The sequence below is a fragment of the uncultured Jatrophihabitans sp. genome (genome assembly GCF_964251945.1).
GTDB lineage: Bacteria > Actinomycetota > Actinomycetes > Mycobacteriales > Jatrophihabitantaceae > Jatrophihabitans.
Map to the genome: position 1 here is coordinate 171,585 of NZ_CAXULP010000007.1, position 25,243 is coordinate 196,827.

The 25,243-nt window shown below is 71.1% G+C and carries 16 protein-coding genes and 1 tRNA gene; 12 read left to right on the forward strand and 5 right to left on the reverse strand.

The features are described from left to right. Positions 1–54: 54 nt before the first annotated feature. Complete coding sequence (locus tag ACFFBG_RS14790; RefSeq protein WP_375480004.1) at positions 55–1,440, forward strand: serine hydrolase domain-containing protein; 1,386 nt, start codon at positions 55–57, stop codon at positions 1,438–1,440. A gap of 227 nt (positions 1,441–1,667) precedes the next feature. Further along, positions 1,668–6,263, forward strand: a complete 4,596-nt coding sequence (gene gltB, locus ACFFBG_RS14795; protein ID WP_375480006.1) for a glutamate synthase large subunit — start codon at positions 1,668–1,670, stop codon at positions 6,261–6,263. Between the two features lie 7 nt (positions 6,264–6,270). Here the strand turns inward: gltB and ACFFBG_RS14800 are convergent, their stop codons facing one another. Then, on the reverse strand, positions 6,271–6,687 hold the full coding sequence (locus ACFFBG_RS14800; RefSeq protein ID WP_375480007.1) for a DUF6314 family protein: 417 nt from the start codon (positions 6,685–6,687) through the stop codon (positions 6,271–6,273). A gap of 127 nt (positions 6,688–6,814) precedes the next feature. On the opposite strand from ACFFBG_RS14800, the gene pyk reads away from it, so the two are divergent. Together pyk and ACFFBG_RS14810 are read left to right on the forward strand one after the other, a co-directional pair. Then, positions 6,815–8,242, forward strand: a complete 1,428-nt coding sequence (pyk, locus tag ACFFBG_RS14805) for a pyruvate kinase (protein ID WP_375480009.1) — start codon at positions 6,815–6,817, stop codon at positions 8,240–8,242. Continuing rightward, positions 8,235–9,122 carry an acyl-CoA thioesterase gene (locus ACFFBG_RS14810; protein WP_375480011.1) on the forward strand — a complete coding sequence of 296 codons (888 nt, stop codon included), beginning with the start codon at positions 8,235–8,237 and terminating at the stop codon, positions 9,120–9,122. Before pyk ends, ACFFBG_RS14810 begins: the two co-directional genes overlap by 8 nt. Before the next feature lie 77 nt (positions 9,123–9,199). Here the strand turns inward: ACFFBG_RS14810 and ACFFBG_RS14815 are convergent, their stop codons facing one another. The 4 genes from ACFFBG_RS14815 to ACFFBG_RS14830 form a co-directional block, all read right to left on the reverse strand. Continuing rightward, entirely contained in the window at positions 9,200–10,789 is a 1,590-nt protein-coding gene (locus ACFFBG_RS14815) for an ATP-binding cassette domain-containing protein (RefSeq protein ID WP_375480013.1), read from the reverse strand. Beyond that, entirely contained in the window at positions 10,786–13,806 is a 3,021-nt protein-coding gene (locus ACFFBG_RS14820) for a hypothetical protein (RefSeq protein WP_375480015.1), read from the reverse strand. Before ACFFBG_RS14820 ends, ACFFBG_RS14815 begins: the two co-directional genes overlap by 4 nt. Before the next feature lie 36 nt (positions 13,807–13,842). After that, complete coding sequence (locus ACFFBG_RS14825; RefSeq protein ID WP_375480061.1) at positions 13,843–15,252, reverse strand: pyridoxal-dependent decarboxylase; 1,410 nt, start codon at positions 15,250–15,252, stop codon at positions 13,843–13,845. Positions 15,253–15,375: 123 nt separating this feature from the next. Next, positions 15,376–15,456, reverse strand: a tRNA-Leu gene (locus ACFFBG_RS14830). Positions 15,457–15,563: 107 nt separating this feature from the next. Between ACFFBG_RS14830 and ACFFBG_RS14835 the strand changes: the two genes are divergently transcribed. From ACFFBG_RS14835 to polA, 8 genes are all read left to right on the forward strand, one after another. Further along, complete coding sequence (locus ACFFBG_RS14835) at positions 15,564–16,223, forward strand: ANTAR domain-containing response regulator (protein ID WP_375480017.1); 660 nt, start codon at positions 15,564–15,566, stop codon at positions 16,221–16,223. Between the two features lie 194 nt (positions 16,224–16,417). Beyond that, a complete protein-coding gene (locus tag ACFFBG_RS14840; protein WP_375480063.1) occupies positions 16,418–17,680 on the forward strand; it encodes a branched-chain amino acid ABC transporter substrate-binding protein in 1,263 nt (420 codons plus the stop codon). A gap of 102 nt (positions 17,681–17,782) precedes the next feature. Next, on the forward strand, positions 17,783–18,832 hold the full coding sequence (locus ACFFBG_RS14845) for a branched-chain amino acid ABC transporter permease (protein WP_375480019.1): 1,050 nt from the start codon (positions 17,783–17,785) through the stop codon (positions 18,830–18,832). A 2-nt stretch (positions 18,833–18,834) separates the two neighbouring features. Beyond that, positions 18,835–20,163, forward strand: a complete 1,329-nt coding sequence (locus tag ACFFBG_RS14850; protein WP_375480021.1) for a branched-chain amino acid ABC transporter permease — start codon at positions 18,835–18,837, stop codon at positions 20,161–20,163. Further along, positions 20,160–20,993 (forward strand): ABC transporter ATP-binding protein, encoded by an 834-nt coding sequence (locus ACFFBG_RS14855; protein ID WP_375480023.1) that lies wholly within the window; start codon positions 20,160–20,162, stop codon positions 20,991–20,993. The genes ACFFBG_RS14850 and ACFFBG_RS14855 overlap by 4 nt, the downstream gene beginning before the upstream one ends. A 20-nt stretch (positions 20,994–21,013) precedes the next feature. Then, complete coding sequence (locus ACFFBG_RS14860; protein WP_375480066.1) at positions 21,014–21,718, forward strand: ABC transporter ATP-binding protein; 705 nt, start codon at positions 21,014–21,016, stop codon at positions 21,716–21,718. Positions 21,719–21,845: 127 nt separating this feature from the next. Then, positions 21,846–22,442 carry a GNAT family N-acetyltransferase gene (locus tag ACFFBG_RS14865; RefSeq protein ID WP_375480025.1) on the forward strand — a complete coding sequence of 199 codons (597 nt, stop codon included), beginning with the start codon at positions 21,846–21,848 and terminating at the stop codon, positions 22,440–22,442. Positions 22,443–22,512: 70 nt separating this feature from the next. After that, positions 22,513–25,206: a DNA polymerase I gene (gene polA, locus ACFFBG_RS14870; RefSeq protein WP_375480027.1), complete on the forward strand. Its 2,694-nt coding sequence runs from the start codon at positions 22,513–22,515 to the stop codon at positions 25,204–25,206. The last annotated feature ends 37 nt before the right edge of the window (positions 25,207–25,243 follow it).

The following is a 25,243-nucleotide window of genomic DNA, read 5'->3' on the forward strand; positions in this document are numbered from 1 at the left end:
GGCGCCGACGAGCCACCCCCACCAGCGCAGCATTCGGGCGCGAAGATGACGCGCATGGATCACGACTCGATCAGCGACCAGACCGCTCGGGCTCTCCAGCACCGGATCGCTGTCGCGCAGCGCGACGGGCGGGTGCCTTCGCTGGCGGCCTCGATCGCTCGGCGCGCTGCGCCGGTGTGGTTCGGCGCGGCCGGCTTGCGAGACGCTGCCGACGGAGACACTGCTCGGCTCCCCACCGAGCAGACCCAGTACCGCGTCGGCTCGATCACCAAGACGATGATCGCCGTCTGCGTGCTGCGCCTCGTCGACCGCGGCGAGGTCGACCTGTCCGACCGGCTCGGCGACCACCTGCCGGATGCGCCGGCCCCGGACTCCACCATCCACCAGCTGCTCAGTCACACCGCCGGGCTGGCCAGCGAAACGCCGCCGCCGTGGTGGGAGCGCACGCCCGGCGACATCCGGCCGACCCTCGCCGACGTGCTGACGCCGGACCCGCTGCGCCATCGGCCCGGCCAAACCTTCCACTACTCGAACCCCGGCTTCGGGCTGCTCGGCGAGCTCGTCGCCCGTCGCGCCGGCCGGCCGTGGTTCGACGTGCTGCGCGAGGACGTGCTCGCGCCCCTGGGCATGACGCGCACGACCTACTGGCCGCAGCCGCCGCACGCGCGCGGCTGGGCGGTGCACCCGTGGGCCGACGTGCTGCTTCCGGAGCCGGCGCACGACCACGGCCTCCTGGCGGCCGCGGGCCAGCTGTGGTCTACGCCTGGCGACCTGTGCCGGTTCGCCGTCTTCCTCGGCGGGGACGGCGCCGGCATCCTGACACCCGAGACGCTGGAGCGCATGCGCACACCGGCGTCGGCGCCGAGCGATGCCGGGTGGAGCGGCAGCTACGGCCTCGGCGTGCAACACCTGCGCTTCGGCGACCGCGTGCTGTTCGGGCACACCGGTTCGATGCCCGGCTTCCTCGCTATCGCATTGACCTCGCCGGACGACGGCGTCGCCGTGGCCGTCCAGGCGAACGCGTGGTCTGCGCTCGCGCTGCGCGAACTGGCCGGCGACCTCGTCGACATCGTCATCGACCGCGAGCCGACCATGCCCGCGCCGTGGACGGGCGCCGCGCACGTCGACGCCGCCGCCTACGAGCTCGTCGGACCCTGGTACTGGGGCGCGGTGGCGACGGCGATCACGCTGCGGGCCGACGGCCGTCTCGAGCTGGCCGGGATCGGCGGCAGCGGGCGCGTCGCAAGGTTCGTCGCGACCGAGGACGGCCGCTGGCGGGGGCTGTCCGGCTACTACGACGGCGAGTACCTCGAGACACGCCGGGACGCCGCAGGCAGCGTGACGCACCTCGACCTCGGCTCGTTCGTGTTCACCCGCCGGCCGTACGGGCCCGGCGACGTCGTCCCCGGCGGCCTCGAACTGGGCGACTGGCAGGTCTGACGCAGGTCTGACGCAGGTCTGACGCAGGTCTGACGCAGGTCTGACGCAGCCGCCGTCAGGGCGCAAAGATCATGACACGATATCCAGTGCGTGGCGTTTGAAATCTGACGGTAATCTGATGGCGCGCAGTACGGGCCGACGCCGTCCCGGCGCGAACCGCTCCGGCCAGCCGCCGGGTTCGCCAACCGATTTGCCGCTGTTGTCGCGACTGTCTGCCAGGAGACTGCGTGCCCGCCTTCTCAGCCGTGCCCGAGGCGCAAGGCCTCTACGACCCCGCCGACGAGCGCGACTCCTGCGGCGTCGCCTTTGTCGCCGACCTCAAGGGACGCGCGAGCCACGAGATCGTCAGCCGCGCGCTGACAGCGCTGCACAACCTCGACCACCGCGGCGCGGCCGGCGCCGAGCCGTCCTCCGGCGACGGCGCCGGAATCACCGTGCAGGTCCCGGACGCCTTCCTGCGCGCGGTGACGGAGTTCGAGCTGCCAACCCGCGGCGCGTACGCCGTCGGCAACGCCTTCCTGCCGCTGGACGCCGAGCAGGCGGCGTCGGTCGTCGAAGTGATCGCCGAGGTGGCCGCCGAGGAAGGCCTGGTCGTGCTCGGCTGGCGGGAGCTGCCCACGGTCACCGGCGGCCTCGGCTCGACCACCCTCAGCGTGCTGCCGAGCTTTCGCCAGCTATTCGTGGCTGGCGCGAACGGCGAGCAGGGCATGGAGCTCGAACGCCGCGCGTACGCGTTGCGCAAGGTGGCCGAGCGGCGGGTCCGCGCGGCGCGCGCCGAGCTGTACTTCTGCTCGTTGTCCACGCGCACGCTCGTCTACAAGGGCATGCTCACCACCGACCAGCTCGGCGAGGTCTATCCCGATCTCGGCGACGAGCGCTTCGCCAGCGCCATCGGCCTGGTGCACAGCCGGTTCTCGACCAACACGTTCCCGTCCTGGCCGCTCGCGCACCCGTTCCGCTACATCGCGCACAACGGCGAGATCAACACGATCCGCGGCAATCGGAACTGGATGCGCACCCGCGAGGCGCTGCTCGAGTCGGACCTGCTCGCGAGCCCCCGTTCGCGCGAGGACAGCGCGGGCGACGAAGCGCATGCATCCGGCGACGTCAAGCGGCTGTTCCCGATCTGCACCCCGGACGCGAGTGACTCGGCGACCTTCGACGAGGTGCTGGAGCTGCTGCACCTGGGCGGCCGCAGCCTGCCGCACGCGGTGCTGATGATGATCCCGGAGGCGTGGGAGAACAACACGGCGATGGACCCCGCCCGCCGCGCGTTCTACGAGTTCCACTCGTGCCTGATGGAGGCGTGGGACGGCCCGGCCTGCGTCAACTTCACCGACGGCACCGTCATCGGCGCGGTGCTCGACCGCAACGGGCTGCGACCCGGGCGCTGGTGGCAGACGGCCGACGGACTCGTGGTGCTCGGCTCGGAGTCCGGCGTGCTCGACTTCGACCCGTCGACGATCGTCGCGAAGGGCCGTCTGCAGCCCGGCAAGATGTTTCTCGTCGACACCGAGCGCGGCGAGATCCGCTCGGACGCCGACATCAAGGCCGAGCTGGCCGCCGAGCACCCGTACGCCGAGTGGCTGCACGCCGGCCGCGTCCACCTCGCCGACCTGCCCGAGCGCGAGCACGTCGTCCGCACCCATGAGTCGGTCGCCCGCCGCCAGCAGATCTTCGGCTACACCGAGGAGGAGCTGCGCGTCCTGGTCACGCCGATGGTCAAGGGCGGTGTCGAGGCGCTCGGCTCGATGGGCACCGACACGCCGGTCGCGGTGCTGTCCAAGCGGCCGCGAATGCTCTTCGACTACTTCAGCGAGCTGTTCGCGCAGGTCACCAACCCGCCGCTGGACGCGATCCGCGAGGAACTCGTGACGTCGCTGGCCAGCGGCCTCGGCCCGGAGCAGAACCTGCTCGCGCCCAACCCGGCCAGCTGCCGCCAGATCGTCATCCCGCGGCCGGTGCTCGACAATGACGAGCTCGCGAAGATTTGGCACGTGAACGCCGACGGCGACATGTCCGGCTTCCAGTGCCAGCTCATCGACGGCCGGTACCGCGTCCACGGCGGGGGAGAGGCGCTGGCCGCCGCGCTCGAGCGGGTGCGCCGCGAATCCTCCGCCGCGGTCGAGGCGGGCGCGCGGGTGCTCATCCTGTCCGACCGCGACTGCGACGACGACAACGCGCCGATCCCGTCGCTGCTGCTGACCTCGGCGGTGCACCAGCACCTGGTGCGCACCGGCCAGCGCAGCCAGGCCGCGTTGATCGTCGAGACCGGCGAGGCGCGCGAGGTGCACCACGTCGCCCTGCTCGTGGGCTACGGCGCCTCGGCGGTGAATCCCTACCTCGCGTTCGAGTCGATCGACGACCTGATCGGCAATGGCGCGATCACCGGGCTGGACGGCCGCCAGGCGATCGCGAACTACGTCAAGGCGTTGAGCAAGGGCGTGCTGAAGGTGATGTCGAAGATGGGCATCTCCACCATCCAGTCCTACATCGGCGCGCAGGTGTTCGAGGCTTTCGGGCTCGCGAAGGACATCGTCGAGGAGTACTTCGGCGCCACGTCGTCCAAGCTCGGCGGGGTCGGGTTGAGCACCATCGCCGAGGAGGTCGCCGCCCGGCACGCCACCGCCTACCCGCTCGTCGCCACCTCGCGCGCGCACCGCCGGCTGGACATCGGGGGGGAGTACCAGTGGCGCCGTGAGGGCGAGCTGCACCTGTTCAACCCCGAGACGGTGTTCCTGCTGCAACACGCCACCCGCGCCCGCCGCTACGAGGTGTTCGCCGAGTACGCCGCCAAGGTCGAGCAGCTGAACCGCGACGGCGGCACGCTGCGCGGGCTGTTCGAGTTCAACCGCGGCCTGCGCGCCCCGGTGCCCATCGACGAGGTCGAGCCGGTGTCGTCCATCGTCAAACGGTTCGCCACCGGCGCGATGTCCTACGGCTCTATCTCGGCCGAGGCGCACGAGACCCTCGCGATCGCGATGAACCGGCTGGGCGGCAAGTCGAACAGCGGCGAGGGCGGCGAGGACGCGGCGCGCTTCACCGCCGACGACAACGGCGACCTGCGGCGCTCGGCCGTCAAGCAGGTCGCGTCCGGCCGGTTCGGCGTGACGAGCGACTATCTCGTCAATGCCGACGACATCCAGATCAAGGTGGCCCAGGGCGCGAAGCCCGGCGAGGGCGGCCAGCTGCCCGGCTACAAGGTCTATCCGTGGATCGCGCGGACCCGGCACTCGACGCCCGGCGTCGGGCTGATCTCGCCGCCGCCGCATCACGACATCTACTCGATCGAGGACCTCAAGCAGCTCATCCACGACCTGAAGAACGCGAACCCGCAGGCGCGGGTGCACGTGAAGCTGGTCGCCGAGGCCGGCGTCGGCACGGTGGCCGCCGGCGTGTCCAAGGCGCACGCCGACGTCGTGCTGATCTCCGGCCACGACGGCGGCACCGGCGCCGCCCCGCTGACCTCGCTGAAGCACGCCGGCCTGCCGTGGGAGCTGGGCCTCGCCGACACCCAGCAGACGCTGCTGCTCAACGGCCTGCGCGATCGGATCACCGTGCAGGTGGACGGGGCGATGAAGACCGGGCGCGACGTCGTCGTCGCCGCGCTGCTGGGCGCGGAGGAGTACGGCTTCGCCACCGCGCCGCTGATCGTGTCGGGCTGCATCATGATGCGCGTCTGCCACCTGGACACCTGCCCGGTCGGCGTCGCAACGCAGAACCCAGTGCTGCGCGAGCGGTTCACCGGCAAGCCGGAGTTCGTCGAGACGTTCTTCGAGTTCGTCGCCCAGCAGGTGCGCGAGCTCCTCGCCGAGCTCGGTTTCCGCTCGCTGCAGGAGGCGATCGGGCAGACCGACGCGCTCGAGACGGCCGCGGCGATCGAGCACTGGAAGGCCGACGGCCTCGACCTCGCGCCGGTGCTGCGCGTGCCGCAGAACCCGTACGGGCAGACGGTGTACCGCTCCCGCGAGCAGGACCACGGCCTCGACGACGCGCTGGACAACACGCTGATCCAGCTCTGCGAGGGCGCGCTGCTCGACGCTTCGCCGGTGCGGCTCGAGCTGCCGGTGCGCAACGTCAACCGCACCGTCGGCACGATGCTGGGTTCGTTGGTCAGCCGGCGCTACGGCGCGGCCGGCCTCGCGCCCGAGACGATCGACGTCACGTTCACCGGCTCGAGCGGGCAGTCGTTCGGCGCGTTCCTGCCGCGCGGCATCACGCTTCGGCTTATCGGCGACACGAACGACTACGCCGGCAAGGGGCTCTCCGGCGGCGTGCTGGCCGTCCGACCGGACCCGACGGCGCCGTTCGCGGCCGAGGAGAACGTGATCGCCGGCAACGTCATCGCCTACGGCGCGACCAGCGGCGAAATCTACCTGCGCGGCATCGTCGGCGAGCGGTTCTGCGTGCGCAACTCCGGCGCCACTGTCGTCGCGGAGGGCGTGGGCGACCACGCGCTGGAGTACATGACCGGCGGCGTCGCGGTCGTGCTCGGCGGCGCCGGGCGAAACGTCGGCGCGGGCATGTCCGGCGGGTATGCCTACGTGCTGGACCTGGACGAGTCGTTGGTGAACCCGGACATGGTCGACGTCGAGCCGCTCGGCGGCGACGACGCGGAGCGGCTGCGCAAGGTGGTCGAGGCGCACGTGCGGCACACCGGCTCCGCCGTCGGCGTGGCGTTGCTCGCTGACTGGTCGGCGTCGGTGGCCCGGTTCTCGGCGATCGTGCCGCGCGACTTCCGGCGGGTCCTCGAGGCGACCCGGCGCGCGCAGGCGGCGGGCGAGGACGTCGACGCCGCGGTGATGGCCGCCGCCCGCACCTGACCAAGGATCAACAGCGGCTGCAGCGGGTGAGCAGCCGTTGGTCCTTGGCCGGGCCGGTCACGTCCCACACGACCCGCAGCCGGCGCGGGGCCGCGTCCACCAGCCCGCGGTAGACGTCGGCGCGGCACGGATGCGTCACCGGCCGGCCCGGTCGCCACGGGTGGAATGGCCGGCCGTCGGCGAAGCACACCAGCCAGCCGGCGCCGTCGCGGCGGATCAGCAACTCGCGCGTCGACTCGAACTCCCGGCCGGCCCACCACAGCACCCCGCGCTCGGCCCAGGCGACGGCGCCGTCGGCGGTCTCCGTGAGCGAGAGGGTGCCGGTCATCCGCCCGGACGCGCCGGCCAGCCGGTCGGCGATCCGCCGCTCGAGCCGCCACACGCCGAGCAGCTCCAGCGGTGAGAGCGGCTCGGCACGGGACACTCCGCCATTCTCTCCCGCCGGCTTCGGGATCTGACGATGATCTCGGCCGGACCACGTATTCGCGCCAGGCCGGGCCGCGATCATCGCGTTTCCAGGCGGCGCCCCCAGCAGGTCCTACGCTGGGCAGGTGATCCGGCACGCCAAGATCGTCTGCACGCTCGGTCCCGCGACCGACACGCCCGAGCGGGCGCGCGCGCTCGTGGAGGCGGGCATGGACGTCGCCCGGCTGAACTTCAGCCATGGGGTGCACGCCGACCATGGCCGCCGGTTCCGTGAGGTGCGCGAGGCCGCGCGGGCCGCCGGCCGCAACGTCGCCGTCCTGGCCGACCTGCAGGGGCCGAAGATCCGGCTCGGCACCTTCGCCGAGGGCCCGGTCACCTGGGCGACCGGCGAGCGCGTCCGGATCACCGTCGAGGACGTGCCGGGCACGCACGACCGGGTGTCGACGACTTACAAGCAGCTGGCGGCCGACGTGCGCCCCGGCGATCGGCTGCTCGTCGACGACGGGAACGTCGCGCTGATCACCGTCGAGATCATCGACGGCACCGACGTCGTCTGCGACGTCACCGAGGGCGGCGTCGTCAGCAACAACAAGGGGCTGTCGCTGCCGGGCATCGACGTCAGCGTGCCGGCCATGTCCGACAAGGACGCGGAGGATCTGGAGTTCGCGCTGCGGCTCGGCGTCGACTTCGTCGCGCTGTCCTTCGTGCGCAATCCCGAGGACGTCAAGCTGGTGCACAGGGTGATGGACGCGGTCGGAATCCGCGTCCCGGTCATCGCGAAGGTCGAGAAGCCAGAGGCTGTCGATCGGCTCGACGACATCGTGCTGGCCTTCGACGGCGTCATGGTCGCGCGCGGCGACCTCGGCGTCGAGATGCCGCTGGAGCAGGTGCCCGTCGTGCAGAAGCGCGCGATCCAGATCTGCCGCGACAACGCCAAGCCGGTGATCGTCGCGACGCAGATGCTCGAGTCGATGATCACGCATTCCCGACCCACCCGCGCCGAGGCGTCCGACGTCGCGAACGCGGTCATCGACGGCGCCGACGCGGTCATGTTGTCCGGCGAGACGAGCGTCGGGAAGTTCCCCGTGCAGGCCGTCGCGACGATGAGCCGGATCATCCGCTCAGTGGAGGAGTCCGGCGCCCACCCGGCCGGGCTGCAGCACGTTCCGCGCACCTCCGGCGGCGCGATCGTGAAGGCCGCGAAGGACATCGGCGACGCCCTTGGCGCGGTCGCGCTCGTCGCGTTCACGCAGACCGGCGACACTGCGCGACGGCTGTCGCGGCTGCAGCCGACCGAGCGGCTGCTCGTCTTCACCCCGCTCGAGACGGTGCAGCGGCAGATGGCGCTGCTCTGGGGCGCCGAGGCGCACCTGGTGTGGACGGTGAACACCACCGACGACATGGTGCGCCAGGTCGACTCGGCGCTGGTCACCCGCGGCGTCTGCCACCCGCACGACCTCGTGGTGATCGTCGCCGGAACTCCGCCGTCGACGCCGGGCGCCACCAACACCATCCGAGTGCACCGGATCGGAGACGTCCTGCGGCATGGTTGAGTTCGGCGACGACAGCTCATTGACCGGCCAGGACGCCGTCGACGGGCTGGTCCGCCTGCTCGACCTCGAGCAGATCGAGCAGGACGTATTCCGCGGCGACATCATCCGCTCGCGCCGGATGCGCACCTTCGGCGGTCAGGTGGCCGGCCAGGCGCTGGTCGCCGCGGGCCGCACGGTGCCGGCTGAGCGGCACGTTCATTCGCTGCACTCCTACTTCGTGCGGCCGGGCGACTCGACGACCCCCATCGTCTACGAGGTCGATCGCGTTCGCGACGGGCGGTCGTTCTCGACGCGGCGCGTGGTGGCGGTGCAGCACGGCGAGACGATCTTCTCCCTCTCCGCGTCGTTCCAGCTCGCTCAAGAAGGGATCGAGCATCAATCGTCGATGCCGGACGTGCCCGACCCGGAGACGCTGGCACCCCTTGCGGAGCGTTACGCGACCACGGATGCCGCCGCGGAGTTCTATCGGGCGATGCCCAAGCCGATCGACTTGCGCTACGTCGACCCGCCGACCTGGGAGCAAGCCGAGCTGGGGCCCCGTCCGGCGCTGACCCGGGTGTGGTTGCGCGCGGACGGCGTGCTGCCCGACGACCCGCTGCTGCACGACTGTGTGCTGACCTTCGCCTCGGACATGACGCTGCTCGACTCCGTGTTGGCACGGCACGGGATCGCGCCGGGAGTGCACGAGGTGGCAATGGCCTCCCTCGACCACGCCGTGTGGTTCGAACGGCCGTTTCGCGCCGACGAGTGGCTGCTGTACTCCACCAAGTCGCCGTCCGCGTCCGGCGGCCGTGGGCTGGCCACCGGCCGGTTCTTCGGCCGGGACGGCACGCAGGTCGCGAGCGTGGTCCAAGAGGGCATGATCCGCGTCCGCCGCTGACCGGCTGGCGCCTCTCCCGCGAGTTGTCCCCGCTTCGTCGTGGGCTGGCCCGACGACGTGCGGACAACTTTGAAGTCTCAGCGCAGCTCGAGCACGACGTCCGCCGCGGCGGCGAGCGTCTCGTCGTGCGTCGCGCAGACGACGGCCGTTCCCGCCCCCGCGGCCGCCGCGAGGACTGCGGCCACCAGTGCCGCGTGCGCCTCGTCCTGCTGGGCGGTCGGCTCGTCGAGCACGACGAGCGGGCGCTGCGCGACGAGCGCTCGGGCGGCGGCGACCCGCTGCCGTTCGCCGCCGGACAGCAGCCGCACCGGGCGCCCGGCGAGGCCGAGCACGCCGAGCGCGTCCGCGATCGAGCGCACGAGGTCGCCGTCCGCGGGCAGCCCGCGGGTCGCGCGCGCGAACGCGAGGTTCTCCAGCACGTCCAGCGACTCGGCGAGCGCGCCGGCGGCCAGGCTGACACCGACGAGCTCGCGGCGCAGGTCGGCCCGCTGCGTTCGCGTCAGGCCGCGCACCTGCCGGCCGCCGAGTCGGACGTCGCCTGCGTCGGGGTCGGCCAGCCCCAGCAGCAGCTGCAGCACCGTGGTCTTGCCGGCGCCTGAGCGCCCGCGCAGCACGGTGAGCGTGCTCGGCGCAAACGTCGCGGAGAACCCGTCGAGCACCACCCGCGGGCCGTACGCGACGCGCACCTCGCTCAGCGCGCCGATCGGCGTGTCGGACGGGACGTGCAGCGGGCCGGGCACGATCGGAGTCGGCTCTGGCCGCGCGCCGACGCCCGCCGTCCCCGCCAACTCCACGCGGTCGCGCTGGGTGTCGAACCGCACCCGCGCCATGCCGGCGACCCCGGCCTGGCGTCGGACGGACTCGGGCAGCCGCAGCCACCCGCGGTCATCGACGACCAGCTCCTCACCGGCTGGCTCACCGGGGCGCCACTGCTCGGACAGCCGCCCGTCGCGGATGCGTACCACCCGGTCGGCGATCCGGGCGGCGCGCGGATCGTGGGTGACCAGCACCAGCGTGGCGCCCGCCTGCCGGGCGGCCGCGTCCAGCAGGTCGTACACGCTGTCCGCGGCCTCGACGTCGAGGGTCCCGGTGGGCTCGTCGGCGAGCAGCACCGCCGGCCGGTGCGCCACCGCCGCGCAGACGGCCACGCGTTGCGCCTCGCCGGCCGACAGCGTGGCCGGCCGCCGGCCGGCGAGCGCGAGCAGGCCGAGCTCTGCGAGCGTCTTCTCCGACTCGGCCCGCGCGGGTCCGCGGCGCCGCCCGGCGATCCGCAGCTGGAGCGCGACGTTGTCGGCTGCCGACAGCTCGGGGCGCAGCGTCCGCCCCGAGTGCTGGTCGACGACGCCGAGCACGTCGCGGCGCAGCGTCGCGAGTTCGGCGCCGCGCGCCCCGGACAGGTCGAGGCCGCCGACGGCGACCGAACCGGCGCCCGCGCGCACCTCGCCGGTCAGCACGCGCAGCAACGTCGTCTTGCCCGACCCGTTCGGACCGTGCACGACGAGCCGCTCGCCGGCCGGCACCCGCAGCGACAAGCCGCGCAGCGCGGCGACCGTCGAGCCGTCCGGAACCGGATACAGGCAGAAGACGTCCCGCACGGCGATCGCGTCCGGGGCTGCTGTGCGCGCAGGGGTCGGGGACGTCGGGGAGGGGGTCGCGGGCGGGGTCATCGCAACTCGACTTCCGCCGCGACCGGGTGCCGCTCGCGCAGCGCGGCCGCGGCGACCGCCCAGCCGGCGAGCAACCCGGCCCCGACGCCGGCCACGAGCGCGAGCACCGACCACGCCGAGCCGAGCGACACCTCCAACGCCGGCCGCGGACTCGTCCCGGCGGCGTCGACCGCGACCAGCCTGGTGCCGATCCGTGCCAGCAGCAGGCCGGCGCCGACCCCGATCGGCGCCGCCACCGCGACGACCGTGAGCGCCCGCACCGCGAGCACGCGACGCAGCAGTCGCGGTCGGACGCCGTCGGCCTCCCAGGCGTACAGCTCGCCCGCGCCATCGCGGCGCTCGCCGACGACGGTCAGCATCAACGCCACCGCCGCGACGGCGAGCGCGAGCAACGCGACCAACGCGAGCAGCAGGCGCGCGCCCTCGCCGATCGGGTCGTCGTCGAGCCGCGCCTGCACCACAGCGCGACTGGCGACGGCCAGTCCGCTGTGCGCGAGCGCGGAGGTGAGCGCGGCGCTCGAGCCGGCGACCCAGAACTCGGTCGCGTTGCGACCGGGCTCGGACAGGTCGACCAACCGCTGGAAGACCGCGCGGTCGGCCAGCACGAACGCGCCGCTCGTGGTCGGCAGGCGAGGCATCGTCAGGACGACGCGCGCCCGGATCGACGTCTCGCTGTCCAGCCGCAGATCGAGCTCACCGCCGTGCGCGTCGAGCGCGGTGCCGGGATCGACGACGACGGGGAGCTCGGCGGCCTGCGCGGCGGCGTAGTCCGGCGCGGCGACCGCGGTGGTGCCGGACAACCGGTAGGCGAAGCGCAGCGTGCGCGTCGTGGCGGTGGCGGCGCCGCCGGCCGCGCCCCACGACGACCACGACCAGGGCGCGATGGCGCCATCCGTGCGGACCGCGCCGAGCAGCAACCGGCCGGACAGCAGCGGCTGGTCGCTGTTCCCTTCGTTGATCGCGTGCTCGTGGTGCGTCGCGTAGTCGCCGCCTTCCGCTACGCCGAACGCGGCGACCGACAGCGGGCCGGCGCCGAGGTCCGGCAGCTTGCCGACGAGCGCGCCGTCGCGGATGCGCAGATCGACACGCTGCTCGGCGCCGGCCCGCCGCCCACCGGTCGCCGGTCGCCCGTCGGCCGCCCGCACCCACACCGCGATGGACGTCTGCGGGTCGGCGCCGGTCGCGTCGATGGTCAGCACCCGGGCGCCCGCGGGCAGCTTCGGCAGGGCGGGCAGCGGGCGACGCAGCTGCCGCGCGACGTCGGCCGCAGACTCGGCGGCGCCGGTGGTCCGCGACCAACGCGCCATCCGGGGCAGCGCGGCCGCGTCCACGGCGACGACCGGCACCGAGTCGACGACGCCGGCCAGCCGGGTCACCGAGGCCGCCGTGCGCAGCACCGGATAGACGTCGACGCCCTTTCCGGCGCCCGGCACCGAGGTTGGGGCCGGCTTGCCCAGACCGGGCGCGACAGTGCGCTCGAGCGGCACCTGGAAAGCGGCCTGGTCGGCGTCGTTGGCGAGCAGCGTCGACCGGTACGCCCCAGCGAACACAACCGACGTGATAGCCGCGGTGAGGAACGCCGTCGTCGCGACCGGCCGCAACGGCCGCCGGACGGCGCCAACGAGCGCGATGCGCCCGGCGAGCGAGCGGTGCGGCAGCAGCCGTTCTGCCACTCGCATCGTCGGCGCCCACAGCCGGGCCGCGACGAGGCCGGCGGCGACACAGGACAGCACGGGCAGCGCCGGGATCAGCGGGTCGGCGCGGGCGGAGAGCCCGTCGGCGGACGCCGAGCCGCGCGCGGCGGCAAGCACCGCGGCGCCGAGGCAGACGAGCACGATCACATCGAGGGCGCGGCCGACCGTCCGGGCCTGCGCCCAGAGCAGCACCGCGACGCCCACGGCCGCGGTCGCGACGGTGAGCAGGGCCGCCGGCACGAGGGCGTCCTCCACGGCGTGCAGCGCGACGCCCAGCCCGGTCAGGCCGGTGCCGCGCGAGACGGCGGCGGCGAGCGTCGCGCCGAGCACGAATCCGGCCACCGCGCCGACGGCGCAGGCCGCGGCAGTTTGCACCGCGGTCGCTGCCGCGGTGCGACCCGCCGTGGCGCCCCGCCGCCGCAGCACCTCGTTCAGCAGGACTCCGTCGCGGCGCAGCCCGACCGCCGCGACGACCGCGAAACCGAGCAGCAGCACCGCGGCGAAGCCGCCGAGCAATGCGAGGCGGCGGGCAGACGCGTCGGCCCGGATTTCGATCGCCTGCAGCTGATACGTCGGCGCGTCGATCGTCGCGGCGTCCCGATCGGCGAGCACGGCGGAGACGTCCGCGGCGCGGGCCACCCACCTCTGCACGCCGAGCGCGACCACGCGGTCGGCGTCGACGGCGCCGGTCCACACCAGGTGCCGGGAGAACAGCGCCAACGCGGACAGCCGGGCGATCTCGTCGGCGCTGGCGGCGAGCAGCAAAGGAGTGCCCGGTTGGGCGCCCGCGCCGGCCGCGAGCGCCGGAGTGCGAGCGGCCGCGACGCCGACGACCACGACGCCGACCTGGATCGCCGCCCTGCGCAGCGCCGCGGTGTCGCCGCCGCCGACTACGAGCACCTCGCAGCGGGTCGGCGTGCAGCTGGCCGGCGCCCGGCCGGAGGTGAGCCGCGTCCACCTGCTCAGCTGATCCGCGCCGCCGAGGGTCATGGCGGCGCCGGCGACGACGAGCGGCCGGAAGGCCAGCTCGCGAACGACGGGCAGCGCCGACAGCCGGCTCAGCTGCCGGCGCACGTCGGCGTTGTTGCTCGCCGATGTGCCGCGCCGCTGCACGGAGTCGGTCTCCTGGCTCACTGTCAGCTCGCGGTCGCTCGCGCTCAGCGCGGCGATCGTGCGGCGGACGGCGCGCGCGTCGACGGATCGGGCGAGCGCCGCGGTCGTCACCGGAATCGCCACGACGAGCGCGACGCCGACCGCAAACAGCCCCCACCGTCCGCGCTGGTGCCAGAGCCGGCGGAACGCGAGGGACACGAGCACGCGCACGAGCCGTCACTCCCGCCTCGGTGGGGATACCGCAGGTTACGGCGCCGAGGCCTGCAGGGCGTGCCACGCGGCTGCGACGTGGCGGTGCTCGGTCTGCGGCGAGCCGATCGCGAAGCGCAGCGCGACCGCGCCGCCGACGACGGTGTGGGTCAGGTAGAGAGCGCCGCTCTCGTTGACCCGGCGCATCAGTTCGAGGGTCGCGTCGTCGCCGGCGGCCAGGCGGAAGGTGACGAGCGCGAGCTGCGGGGCGGCGGCGAGTTCGAACCGTTCGTCGGCGGCCACCCATGACGCGAACTCCTGCGCAAGCGCGACGTGGCCGCGGATGTGGTTGCGCAGGCCTTCTGCGCCGTACCAGCGCAGCACCGACCAGAGCTTGAGCGCGCGAAAGCGCCGGCCGAGCGGCACGTGCCAGTCGCGGTAGTCCGTCACCGCGCCCGACTCGGTGGCCGAGTTGCGCAGGTATTCGGGCAGGATCGACAGCGCGCCGAGCAGGGGCGCGCGATCGGCCACCCAGAACGCGTCGCAGTCGAAGTTCGTCAGCAGCCACTTGTGCGGGTTCGTGACGTAGGAGTCGGCCAGCTCGAGGCCGTCGTTGAGGTAGCGGAACTCGGGGGCGACGGCGGCGACGCCGGCCCAGGCCGCGTCGACGTGCACCCACGCGCCGGCCTCGCGCGCGGCGGTGGCGAGCGCGCGCACCGGGTCGACCGCGCCGGTGCCGGTGGCTCCGACCGACGCGACGACCAGCGCCGGCGTGATGCCGGCGGCGCGGTCGGCGTCGAGCAGCGCGCGCAGGTCGTCCGGCCGGGCGGTCATGGTCTCGGGGTCGACGTCAAGCTTGCGCAGCGCGTCGGCGCCGAGGCCGGCGATCCGGCAGGCCTTCTCGACGGACGAGTGCGTGTGCGCGCACGTGTACACGGCATAGCGCTCGGCGCCGACGCCGCCGCGCTCGGTGCGGCCGCCGCTGACCCGGTGCAGCGCCGCGAGCACAGCGACGAGCGCGGCGTCCGAGGCGCTGTGCTGGATCACGCCGCCGCCAGGCCCGTCAGAGCGGAAACGCGCCGGCAGGTCGAGCAGCTCGGCCAGCCAGTCGAGCACGTGCGTCTCGAGCTCGGTCGCCGCGGGCGAGGTGGCCCAGAGCATCCCTTGCACGCCCAGCCCGGACGCCAGCAGATCGCCGAGGATCGCGGGGCCGGAGGCGTTCGCCGGGAAGTAGGCGAAGAACGACGGGTGCTGCCAGTGGGTGATGCCGGGCAGGATCAGCGAGTCCAAATCGGCGAGGACCTGCTCGAACGGCTCGCCGTACTCGGGCGGGTGCGGCGGCAACGCGGCGCGCAGATCGCCCGGCTTCGCCTGGGACAGCACCGGAAACGTCTCGAGGCGCTCGTAGTAGTCGGCGATCCAGTCGATCGCCGCGTAACCGTGCCGGCGGAACTCCTCCGGCGTCATGTGCCCGCTCACAAACGGTCAGTCTGCCCGGTGAGATCTGATGCCGCTTGCCACACCCCGTGGTCGATTTCCGAGCCTCGATTTCGACCACATCGTGTGGAAAGACGATTCACTGAAGCGCGGTGCCCCCGGTGGGATTCGAACCCACACGCCTTTCGGCAATGCCTTTTGAGGGCACCATGTCTCCCGTTCCATCACAGGGGCGTGACGTCGATGAAATCTTAGCCAGTCTAGGCTTGGCACTCGTTCAACGTTGAGGTGAGAGGGACATCGTGGTCGCCGCTCCACCGGGCCCGCCGGGATCGCCGCCCATGCGTGTCCTGATCGCGGAGGACGAGGCGCTCATCCGGCTGGACCTGCGCGAAATGCTGGAAGAGGAAGGCTTCGACGTCGTCGGCGAGGCCGCCGACGGCGAGCAGGCGGTCGAACTCGCCGGGCAGCTCACGCCCGACCTCGTCATCTGCGACGTGAAGATGCCGAAGATGGACGGCATCGCCGCGGCCGCGCAGATCACCGAGGCGCGCATCGCGCCGGTGGTCATGCTGACCGCGTTCAGCCAACGCGATCTCGTCGAGCGGGCCCGGGATGCGGGCGCGATGGCGTATCTGGTCAAGCCGTTCCAGAAGCGCGACCTCCTGCCGGCAATCGAGATGGCCGCGTCCCGCTTCGCCGAGATCCGCGCGCTCGAGGCCGAGGTCACGGGCCTGCGCGACCGGCTCGAGGCCCGCAAGCTGATCGAGCGCGCCAAAGGGATCCTGATGACCAGACACGCCCTCAGCGAGCCCGAGGCGTTCCGCTGGATCCAGCGTGCGGCGATGGACAACCGCAAGTCGATGCGCGTGGTCGCCGAACTCGTGCTCACCGGCGGGGTGGACGATGGCGGCGATCCGAACGAGCTGGCGGCCGACGAACGCGACACGGACAAAACGGCCGCAACCGCGACGACGATGCCAGAGCAAATGACGCCATGACGGCCATTTCGCGGCCGTGCATAACGACCCGGTCACGGGGAGGACGATAGGCGCTCGCCTGCGGTTCGCCGGGTTAGGCTTCCGCCATCCGCCCCCAGAGGCGTGAGCATCCGCGCTAACAGCGCCGAACAATCAGCCTTCAGGAGGCTCAGTTGCGGTTTCGTTCAGTAGTCAGCGTTCCCCTCGTGTTGGGGATGACGGTCCTCGGGGTGGCGGCCTGTAAGAGCTCCAGCTCCAGTCCGAGCAGTAGCGGCAGCAGCGGCAGCGGCGGCGGCAGCACCGCCAGCGCCAGCGGCAAGACCGTCACGGTGGCGACCGACCTGCCGTTGCAGGGCACGAACAAGGACGCCAACGACTCGACGAACAAGATGATCCAGCTCTACCTCGACGAGCACGGCGACAAGGCCGGCAACTACAACATCAAGCTGAAGGTCTACGACAACTCGATCGCCTCCACCGGCGCTTGGGACCCGTCGACCTGCACGAAGAACGCCCAGGCGCACATCGCGAACGCCAGCGAGATCGCGGTCATGGGCACCTTCAACTCCGGCTGCGCGAAGCTCGAGGTGCCGATCCTCAACGGCGGCCCGCTGCTCATGGTGTCGGATGCGAACACCAGCCCCGGCCTGACCAAGTCCTACGCCGGCAACGACCCGGGCGAGCCGGACAAGTACTACCCGTCGGGCAAGCGCAACTACGCCCGCGTGGTCACCACCGACGACTACCAGGGCACCGCGGCGGCGTTGTTTGCCAAGCAGGACCTGAAGGTCACGAACTGCTACGTCATCAACGACAACTCGACCTACGGCACCGGCATCGCCAAGTCGTTCGCGACGAACGCGACGAAGGACGGCATCAAGGTCCTCGGCAACGAGTCGTGGGACCCGAAGGCGTCGAACTACACCGCGCTGATGACCAAGATCAAGGCATTGGGCGCCCAATGCATCTACCTCGGCGGCACCTATGACCAGAACGGCGGGCAGCTCGTCAAGGACAAGTTCAACGTCCTGGGTGACAACACCAAGGTCAAGATGTTCGCGCCGGACGGCTTCACCGGCTACCCGGCGCTGGACAAGCAGCCGCAGTCGCAGGGCATGTACCTGACCTTCGCCGGCTTGGCGACGGAGCAGCTGCTGAAGCAGGCGGGCGCCGGCGCGAAGCTGCTGGCCGCGTACAAGGCGAAGTACGGGTCCGCGCCGACCGGCAGCTACCCGCTGTACGGCGCGGCCGCGATGCAGGTCATCATGGCCGCCATCGCGAAGTCCGACGGCACTCGGCAGAGCGTCGTGGACCAGGTGTTCGGCAGCACGCCGATCACCATCCCGGCCAGCGAGTCGGTGCTCGGCAAGGAGCTGGTCATCGATCCCAAGACCGGCGACGTCAACGCCAAGGACATCTCCGTCCTGGTGATGAAGAACAACCAGGAGACCTTCCTGCAGCCGGAATCGGTCAAGTAGTCACGTCCGCGGGCCGGGTGTCGTCGGGAACGCCGACGGCACCCGGCCCGTAGTCGATAATCGGCATCTCTTTCCCGCTCACTCGAAGAGAGGTCCTGACCGGTGACCATCCTCGTAGCGAAGTCGCCGAAGCGCCGCCGCCCGATCCGCCTCGGCGATCAGGTGGAGCGGGTCGCGAAATATGCGGTGCTGATCGGCGCCGCGGTGTGGCTGATCGCCAACCTCGTGAAGGCGCCGTCGCAGTTCTTCCAGAACATCGAGACGGGAATTGGCAACGGCGCGCTGTATGCGCTTATCGCGCTCGGTTACACGCTCGTCTACGGGATCATCGAGCTGATCAACTTCGCGCACGGCGACCTGTTCATGCTCGGCACCGTCCTGGCGGCGAACATGATGGTGAACTGGCTGCATCTCACGACGCCGACGGTCACCGCCTTCCTCGGGCTGGTGCTGACGATGATCGTGGTGATGATCTTCTGTGCGCTCATCAACATGGGCGCGGAGTTCTTCGCCTACCGCCGGCTGCGCAACGCGCCGAAGCTCGCGCCGCTGATCACCGCAGTCGGGTTGTCGTTCATCTTCCAGAATATCGGCCAGCTGGTGAACGGCTCGGGCCAGCCGCTGTGGGACACCATCTTCACCCAGAGCGGGTTCACCATCGGCGGGGTAAAAGTGCTGTGGTCGTTCATCGTGGTGCTGATTGCCACCGGGCTTCTGCTGCTCGGTCTGACGTTCGTCGTGCAGAACACCTTGCAGGGCAAGGCGATGAGGGCCACCGCACAGGACCAGGACGCCGCTCGGCTGATGGGCATCAACGTGAACCGCACCATTTCCTTCACCTTCGGACTCGGCGGTGCGATGGCCGGGGCCGGCGCGGTGCTCTATCTCGAGACCGTGGGCCACACCCGCTACGACGACGGTCTTACTCTCGGCCTCTTCGCCTTCACCGCAGCGGTGCTCGGCGGCATCGGCAACCTGCTCGGCGCGGTGCTCGGCGCGCTGTTGATCGGCGTCATCCAGGCGCTCAACGACGGGTCGCCCTATGCCATCGGGGCGCAGTGGTCGAAGGCGCTGATCTTCGCGATCCTGATTCTCGTGCTGGTCTTCAAGCCGGAGGGCTTGCTGGGTCAACGAACGACGGAGAAGGTCTAGCCATGGCCATCGCCATGTCCAAGCCTGCGGCGACACCTCCCGCGAAGTCGCCCAAGGGGCGGCGCGGCTGGCGCCCGGGCGCCAACCTCAAGTGGTCGATCGCGATGCTCGTTGTGGCGGTCGCCGCCTTCGTCTTCTACTACCAGCTGCCCAATCTCACCGACAGCATCAACTCGACGGTGGACAACTGGGCGCCGATCTCCGCCATCAACGAGTGCCTCGTCTACGCGATCATGGCGCTCGGTTTGAACATCGTGGTCGGCTACGCGGGACTGCTCGACCTCGGCTACGTCGCGTTCTGGGCCATCGGCACGTACGTCGGCGCGTGGCTGATGTCGAGCTTCTGGTCGCAGATCAAAGGAGGTCTGCACGTCGGCAGCGTGAAAACCGTCGCGACGATCCCGGGCATCCACTTCAACTTCTGGCTGGTGCTGCTGATCGGGGCGCTGGTCTGCGCCGGGTTCGGCATCCTGATCGGCGCGCCGACGCTGCGGCTGCGCGGTGACTACCTCGCCCTCGTGACGCTGGCCTTCGGCGAGATCATTCCGGCGTTCTTCCGCAACGGCGATCACATCTTCGGCCAGAACATCACCAACGGAACGCGTGCGATCAACCCGGTCGACCCGATCAACCCCGAGCCGCTCAACCACGTCGGTTTCCCGGATCTGCTCGGGCTGTCGGCGAGCGCGCTGCCCTTCCTTTACCTGATCCTCTGCGCCCTCGTCGCGTTCTGCGTGTTCGTGTCCCTCCGGATCCGCGGCGGCCGCCTGGGCCGGTCCTGGCTGGCGATTCGCGAGGACGAGCTCGCGGCCAACATGATGGGCGTCTCGCTCGTGAAGGCGAAGCTGTCCGCCTACGCTGTCGGGGCGGCCTTCGGCGGGCTCGGCGGCGTCGCGTACTCCGAGACGGTGGGCGGCGCGTTCCCGGACAGCTTCCAGTACGCCAACTCGATCTTCGTGCTGATCATGGTCGTGATCGGCGGCATGGGCAACGTGTGGGGGGTGCTGATCGGCGCCGTCGTGCTCGACTGGATCAACAACACCGGCCTCAACCAGCTCGGCACGGTGTACAACAGCACGTTCAACGCGAACATCGAGATCTCGAACTACAACTTCCTCGTGTTCGGCGTCATCCTGGTGTTGATGATGCTGTTCCGCCGCGAGGGCCTCCTGCCCGAGCGCCGCACCCGGCAGATCATGCGCGAGCCCTCGCGCACCGAGATGGAGTCGCTCGGCGCAGACGTCGATTCGGCGCAGGCGCTCGAAGGCGGCGCGTCCGCGGAAGCCGCCGCGCACACCACCGACGTCGCGACGGGGGAGAAGCAGCAGTGAGCGCGCCCGCGGACATCGCGACAACGCGCGGGTCGAGCTCGGCGCCGAGCCTGCAGGCCAGCAACGTCACCATCAAGTTCGGCGGGCTGGTCGCGGTGAACGACGTGACGTTCACGATCCCGCGGGAATCCGTCGTCAGCCTGATCGGGCCCAACGGCGCCGGAAAGACGACCTTCTTCAACATCCTCACCGGGCTGTACCAACCCACCAGCGGCGTCGTCGAGCTCGACGGGCGCGACGTCACCGGCCGGCCGCCGCACAAGATCGCCCAACTCGGCCTCGCACGAACGTTCCAAAACATCCGGCTGTTCAATCTGATGACGGCCGAGGAGAACGTTATGGTGGCGATGCACTCGCATCTGAAGACCGGCATCTTCGGCACCGTTTTCGGCAGCCCGCGCAAGCGCCGCGAAGAGCGTGCGGCGCACGAGTTCGCCGCCGAGTTGCTGGACTTCGTCGGCATCGCCAAGACGCGCGACGAATACGCGCGCAACCTGTCCTACGGCGACCAGCGGCGTCTCGAGGTCGCTCGCGCGCTGGCGCTGCGGCCCAAGGTGTTGCTGCTCGACGAGCCCACCGCCGGCATGAACCCGCAGGAATCGGCCGTCTTCACCGACTTCGTGCACCGGATCCGCGACGAGCGTCACCTGTCCGTCTTGCTGATTGAACACGACATGAGCGTCGTCATGCGGGTGAGCGAGCGGATCACCGTGCTCGACCGAGGCGAGGTCATCGCCGAAGGCGGGCCGAACGACATCCGCGCCAACCAGCGGGTGGTCGAGGCTTACCTAGGCAAGTCCGGCACCGAGCAGGCCGGAGGGCTCGCATGACGAACGCCACCGGCGAGCCGATGCTCAAGCTGGACAAGGTCTCGGTCAGTTACGGCAACATCGCCGCCGTCCAGAGCCTGGACATTTCGGTCCACGAAGGCCAGATCGTCACGCTGATCGGCTCGAACGGCGCAGGCAAATCGACGACGCTGCGCACGATCTCCGGGCTGCTCAAGCCGCGCTCCGGTTCGATCGTCTTCCAGGGTCGAAAGATCAGCGGCATGGCCGGGCACGACATCGTCAAGGCCGGCATCTGCCATTCGCCCGAGGGCCGGCGGATCTTCCAACGGATGACCGTGTCGGAGAACCTCGACCTCGGCGCGTTCCTCCGCAAGGACACGGACGGCATCGCCCGCGACCGCGAACGGGTCCTCGACCTCTTCCCGGTGCTGCGTGACCGCATCAACCAGAAGGCCGGCACGATGTCCGGCGGCGAGCAGCAGATGCTCGCCGTCGGCCGGGCGCTGCTCGGCGCCCCGAAGTTGCTGCTGCTCGACGAGCCGTCGATGGGGCTCGCGCCGGTGCTCGTCGATGTCATCTTCGACACCATTCAGGCGATTCGCGAGCAAGGCGTCACAGTATTGCTCGTCGAGCAGAACGCGCTCGCCGCGTTGCGCATCGCCGATTACGCCTATGTGCTGGAGTCCGGACGCCTGACGCTTCACGGCCCGGCCTCGGAACTCATCAGAGACGATTCGCTGACCAAGGCATACCTCGGCGGATGATCCGCGCCGCGGCGCCGACGCGCTGACCAGCTCGGGTCGCCGGGGCCCGTTGTGGACCTGGTCTGCGGCGTTCTACTGTTGCAAACGCACCGATTGCTCGATTCACGATCTTCTGGGGGAGCCTGCCGTGGCGCGTGCCAACGTCCGTATCCGCCTGGCTGCGGTCGACGATGTCGAGCAGATCGCGGGCCTGGTGCGGTCGATCGACACCAGCGCCGGCGCCTGCGGCGGCCGCCCGCTGGCCGACCCGGCCGGCGATCGGCTGGAAGCGCGGATCACCGCGATGCTCGCCCGCGACGACCGGACCGTGTTGCTCGCCGTAGACGAGTCCGCCGAGCCGGTCGGGATGGTCGCGGTCAAGGCGGACGATGTCGGCGCCATCGACCTCACCCCGGTCGTGCACGTGACGCATCTGATGGTGACGCCGAAGGCGCGGCGGCGCGGCATCGGCCGGGCGCTGCTCGCCGCCGCCGTCAAGATGGCCGACGAAACCGGCGTGGAGCACGTGCTGGCCACCGCAGCAGCGGGCTCGCGTGAAGCGAACCGTTACCTGGCCCGGATCGGCTTCGCGCCGCTGGTCGTGCACCGGCTGGCCAGCACCGCCACGCTGCGCCGCACCCTCGGCCTCACCGACGCGAGCGGCCGGGTCGCTGTGCTGCGGCGCGCCCGCCTCGCCCGCGCCCAACGCGCCGGATTCGCGGCGCGCGCCGCCGGCGGCGCCTGACCGCTCGCCGGGCTGGAGCGGGCCTGCGGGACCGTCGCCGTCGTCGGAGGGCGCCCATACACTCGTCCGCGTGAGCGCGCCCGTGCAGACCGCCAGGCTGCTGCTGCTCGACGGGCACTCGCTCGCCTATCGCGCCTTCTACGCTCTGCGTGAGGTGGACATGTCCACCACCACCGGCCAGCCGACGAACGCCGTCTTCGGCTTCACCTCGATGTTGATCAACCTGCTCCGGGACGAGGAGCCCACCCACGTCGCCGTCGCCTTCGACGTGTCCCGCACGACGTTCCGCAGCGAGGCCTACGCCGGCTATAAGGCGGGCCGCACCGAGACGCCGGATGATTTCCGCGGCCAGGTGACGCTGATTCGCGAGGTCCTCGACGCGCTGCGCATCCCGGTCGTCACCGCGACCGGATTCGAGGCCGACGACGTCATCGCCACGATCACCGTGCAAGCCACCGCCGGGAACGTCGACGTGCTGATCTGCACCGGCGACCGGGACGCGTTGCAACTCGTCAACGACCACGTCACCGTGCTGTATCCGAGGCGCGGCGTGAGCGACATGACCCGGTTCACGCCTGAGGAGGTCGAGAGCAAGTACGGCCTCTCGCCCGCGCAGTACCCGGACTTCGCGGCGTTGCGCGGCGACCCGAGCGACAACCTGCCCGGCATCCCCGGGGTCGGTGAGAAGACTGCGGCGAAATGGGTGCGCGAGTACGGCTCGCTGCACGAGCTCATCGAGCGGGTCGACACCGTCAAGGGCAAGGTCGGCGACGCGCTGCGCGAACACGTCGCGAGCGTCGAGTTGAACCGCCGGCTCACCGAGCTGGTCCGCGACGTCCAGCTGGATGTGCCGCTGGAGTCCCTGGCCCGCCAGCAGTGGGACCGCGAAGAGGTGCACCGGCTCTTCGACGACCTGCAGTTCCGGGTGCTGCGCGAGCGGCTGTTCGCGACCGTCGAGGCCGCCGCGCCGGAGGCCGACGAAGGCTTCGACGTCGCCACCACCCGGCTCGGCCCCGGCGACGTCGCGCAGTGGCTCGACGAGCACGCTCGCGACGGCGAACGGGTCGGCCTAACGTTTCGCGGCAGCTGGGGGCGCGGCGTCGGGGTGCTGACCGGGATCGCGCTGGCCGCCGCCGACGGTAGCGCCGCGTTCCTCGCCCCGCAGATGCTGACCCCGGAGGACGACCGCGCGCTCGCTGGCTGGCTCGCCGACCCGACGGTCGCCAAGGCGGTGCACGACGTGAAGGGCCCGCTGCTCGCGCTACGCCAACACGGCTGGGAGCTGCGCGGCGTCACCGACGACACCCAGCTCGCCGCGTACCTGCTGCGGCCGGACCAGCGCACCTTCGACCTCGCCGACCTCGCCCTGCGCACCTTGCGCCGCGAGCTGCGCAGCAACGTGGAGGAGTCCGGCCAGCTGACCCTCGACGGCGGGCTGGACGAGTCCGAGGACGTGCTGGCCGGCGCCGAGACAGTCCGCGCCTCGGCGATCAAGGACCTCGCCGACGCCTACGACGAGCAACTCGGCCAGAACCGCGGCGCGCAGCTGCTGCGCGACATGGAGCTGCCGCTCACCTACGTGCTGGCGGACATGGAGGCCGTCGGCATCGCCGCGGACACCGACGCGCTGCTCGCGCTGCAGACCGAGCTCGGCGCGGGCGTCAAGGCCGTCGAGCAGGACGCGCACCAGCTCGTCGGGCGGGATTTCAACCTGGGCTCGCCCAAGCAGCTGCAGGAAATCCTGTTCGACCAGTTCGAGCTGCCGAAGACCAAGCGGATCAAGACCGGCTACACCACCGACGCCGACTCCCTCGCCGACCTGTACGTGAAGACTGCGCATCCAGTGCTCGAACTGCTCTTGCGGCACCGGGAAGTCGCGCGGCTGAAGACGGTCGTCGACGGCTTGCTGCCGTTGATCGACGACGTCGGGCGCATCCACACCACGTTCAACCAGACGGTCGCCGCGACCGGCCGGCTGTCTTCCACCGACCCGAATCTGCAGAACATCCCGGTGCGCACCGCCGAGGGGCGGCGCATCCGCGAGACGTTCGTCGTCGGTGACGGCTTCGAGTCGCTGATGACGGCCGACTACAGCCAGATCGAGATGCGGATCATGGCCCACCTCTCCCACGACGAGGGGCTGATCGAGGCGTTCGGCACCGGCGAGGACCTGCACACCTTCGTCGCGTCCCGCGCGTTCGACATCCCGACGCAGGACGTCGATCCGGAGATGCGCCGGCGGATCAAGGCGATGAGCTACGGGTTGGCGTACGGGCTGTCCGCGTTCGGGCTGTCCCGGCAGCTGAAGATCGGCGCGGACGAGGCGCGCGGGCAAATGGACGCCTACTTCACCCGGTTCGGCGGGGTGCGCGACTACCTGCGCTCGGTGGTCGAGGACGCGCGGCAGACCGGCTACACCGAGACGATCATGGGTCGCCGCCGCTATCTCGCCAACTTGACGAGCGACAACCGCAACCTGCGCGAGATGGCCGAGCGGGCCGCGCTGAACGCGCCGATCCAGGGCAGCGCCGCCGACATCATCAAGGTCGCGATGCTCGGCGTTCACAACGGCCTGCGGGACGCCGGGCTGAAGTCGCGGCTGCTGCTGCAGGTGCATGACGAGCTGGTGCTGGAGATCGCGCCGGGCGAGCGGGCAACGGTCGAGGACCTCGTCCGCCGCGAGATGGGCGGCGCGTACTCACTCGACGTCCCGATGGACGTGTCCATCGGTCTCGGCCGAACCTGGCACGAAGCCGCACACTGAGCCGGCCGGCATCATCGGTCGGACGCTATCTCGGCTC

What these genes read in the sequence shown, in the direction of transcription:
- ACFFBG_RS14790 (WP_375480004.1), top strand. Translation starts at nt 55, where the DNA reads ATGGATCACGACTCGATCAGCGACCAGACCGCTCGGGCTCTCCAGCAC.
- ACFFBG_RS14810 (WP_375480011.1), top strand. Translation starts at nt 8,235, where the DNA reads ATGGTTGAGTTCGGCGACGACAGCTCATTGACCGGCCAGGACGCCGTC.
- ACFFBG_RS14815 (WP_375480013.1), bottom strand. Translation starts at nt 10,789, where the DNA reads ATGACCCCGCCCGCGACCCCCTCCCCGACGTCCCCGACCCCTGCGCGC.
- ACFFBG_RS14825 (WP_375480061.1), bottom strand. Translation starts at nt 15,252, where the DNA reads ATGACGCCGGAGGAGTTCCGCCGGCACGGTTACGCGGCGATCGACTGG.
- ACFFBG_RS14835 (WP_375480017.1), top strand. Translation starts at nt 15,564, where the DNA reads ATGCGTGTCCTGATCGCGGAGGACGAGGCGCTCATCCGGCTGGACCTG.
- ACFFBG_RS14840 (WP_375480063.1), top strand. Translation starts at nt 16,418, where the DNA reads ATGACGGTCCTCGGGGTGGCGGCCTGTAAGAGCTCCAGCTCCAGTCCG.
- ACFFBG_RS14850 (WP_375480021.1), top strand. Translation starts at nt 18,835, where the DNA reads ATGGCCATCGCCATGTCCAAGCCTGCGGCGACACCTCCCGCGAAGTCG.
- ACFFBG_RS14860 (WP_375480066.1), top strand. Translation starts at nt 21,014, where the DNA reads ATGCTCAAGCTGGACAAGGTCTCGGTCAGTTACGGCAACATCGCCGCC.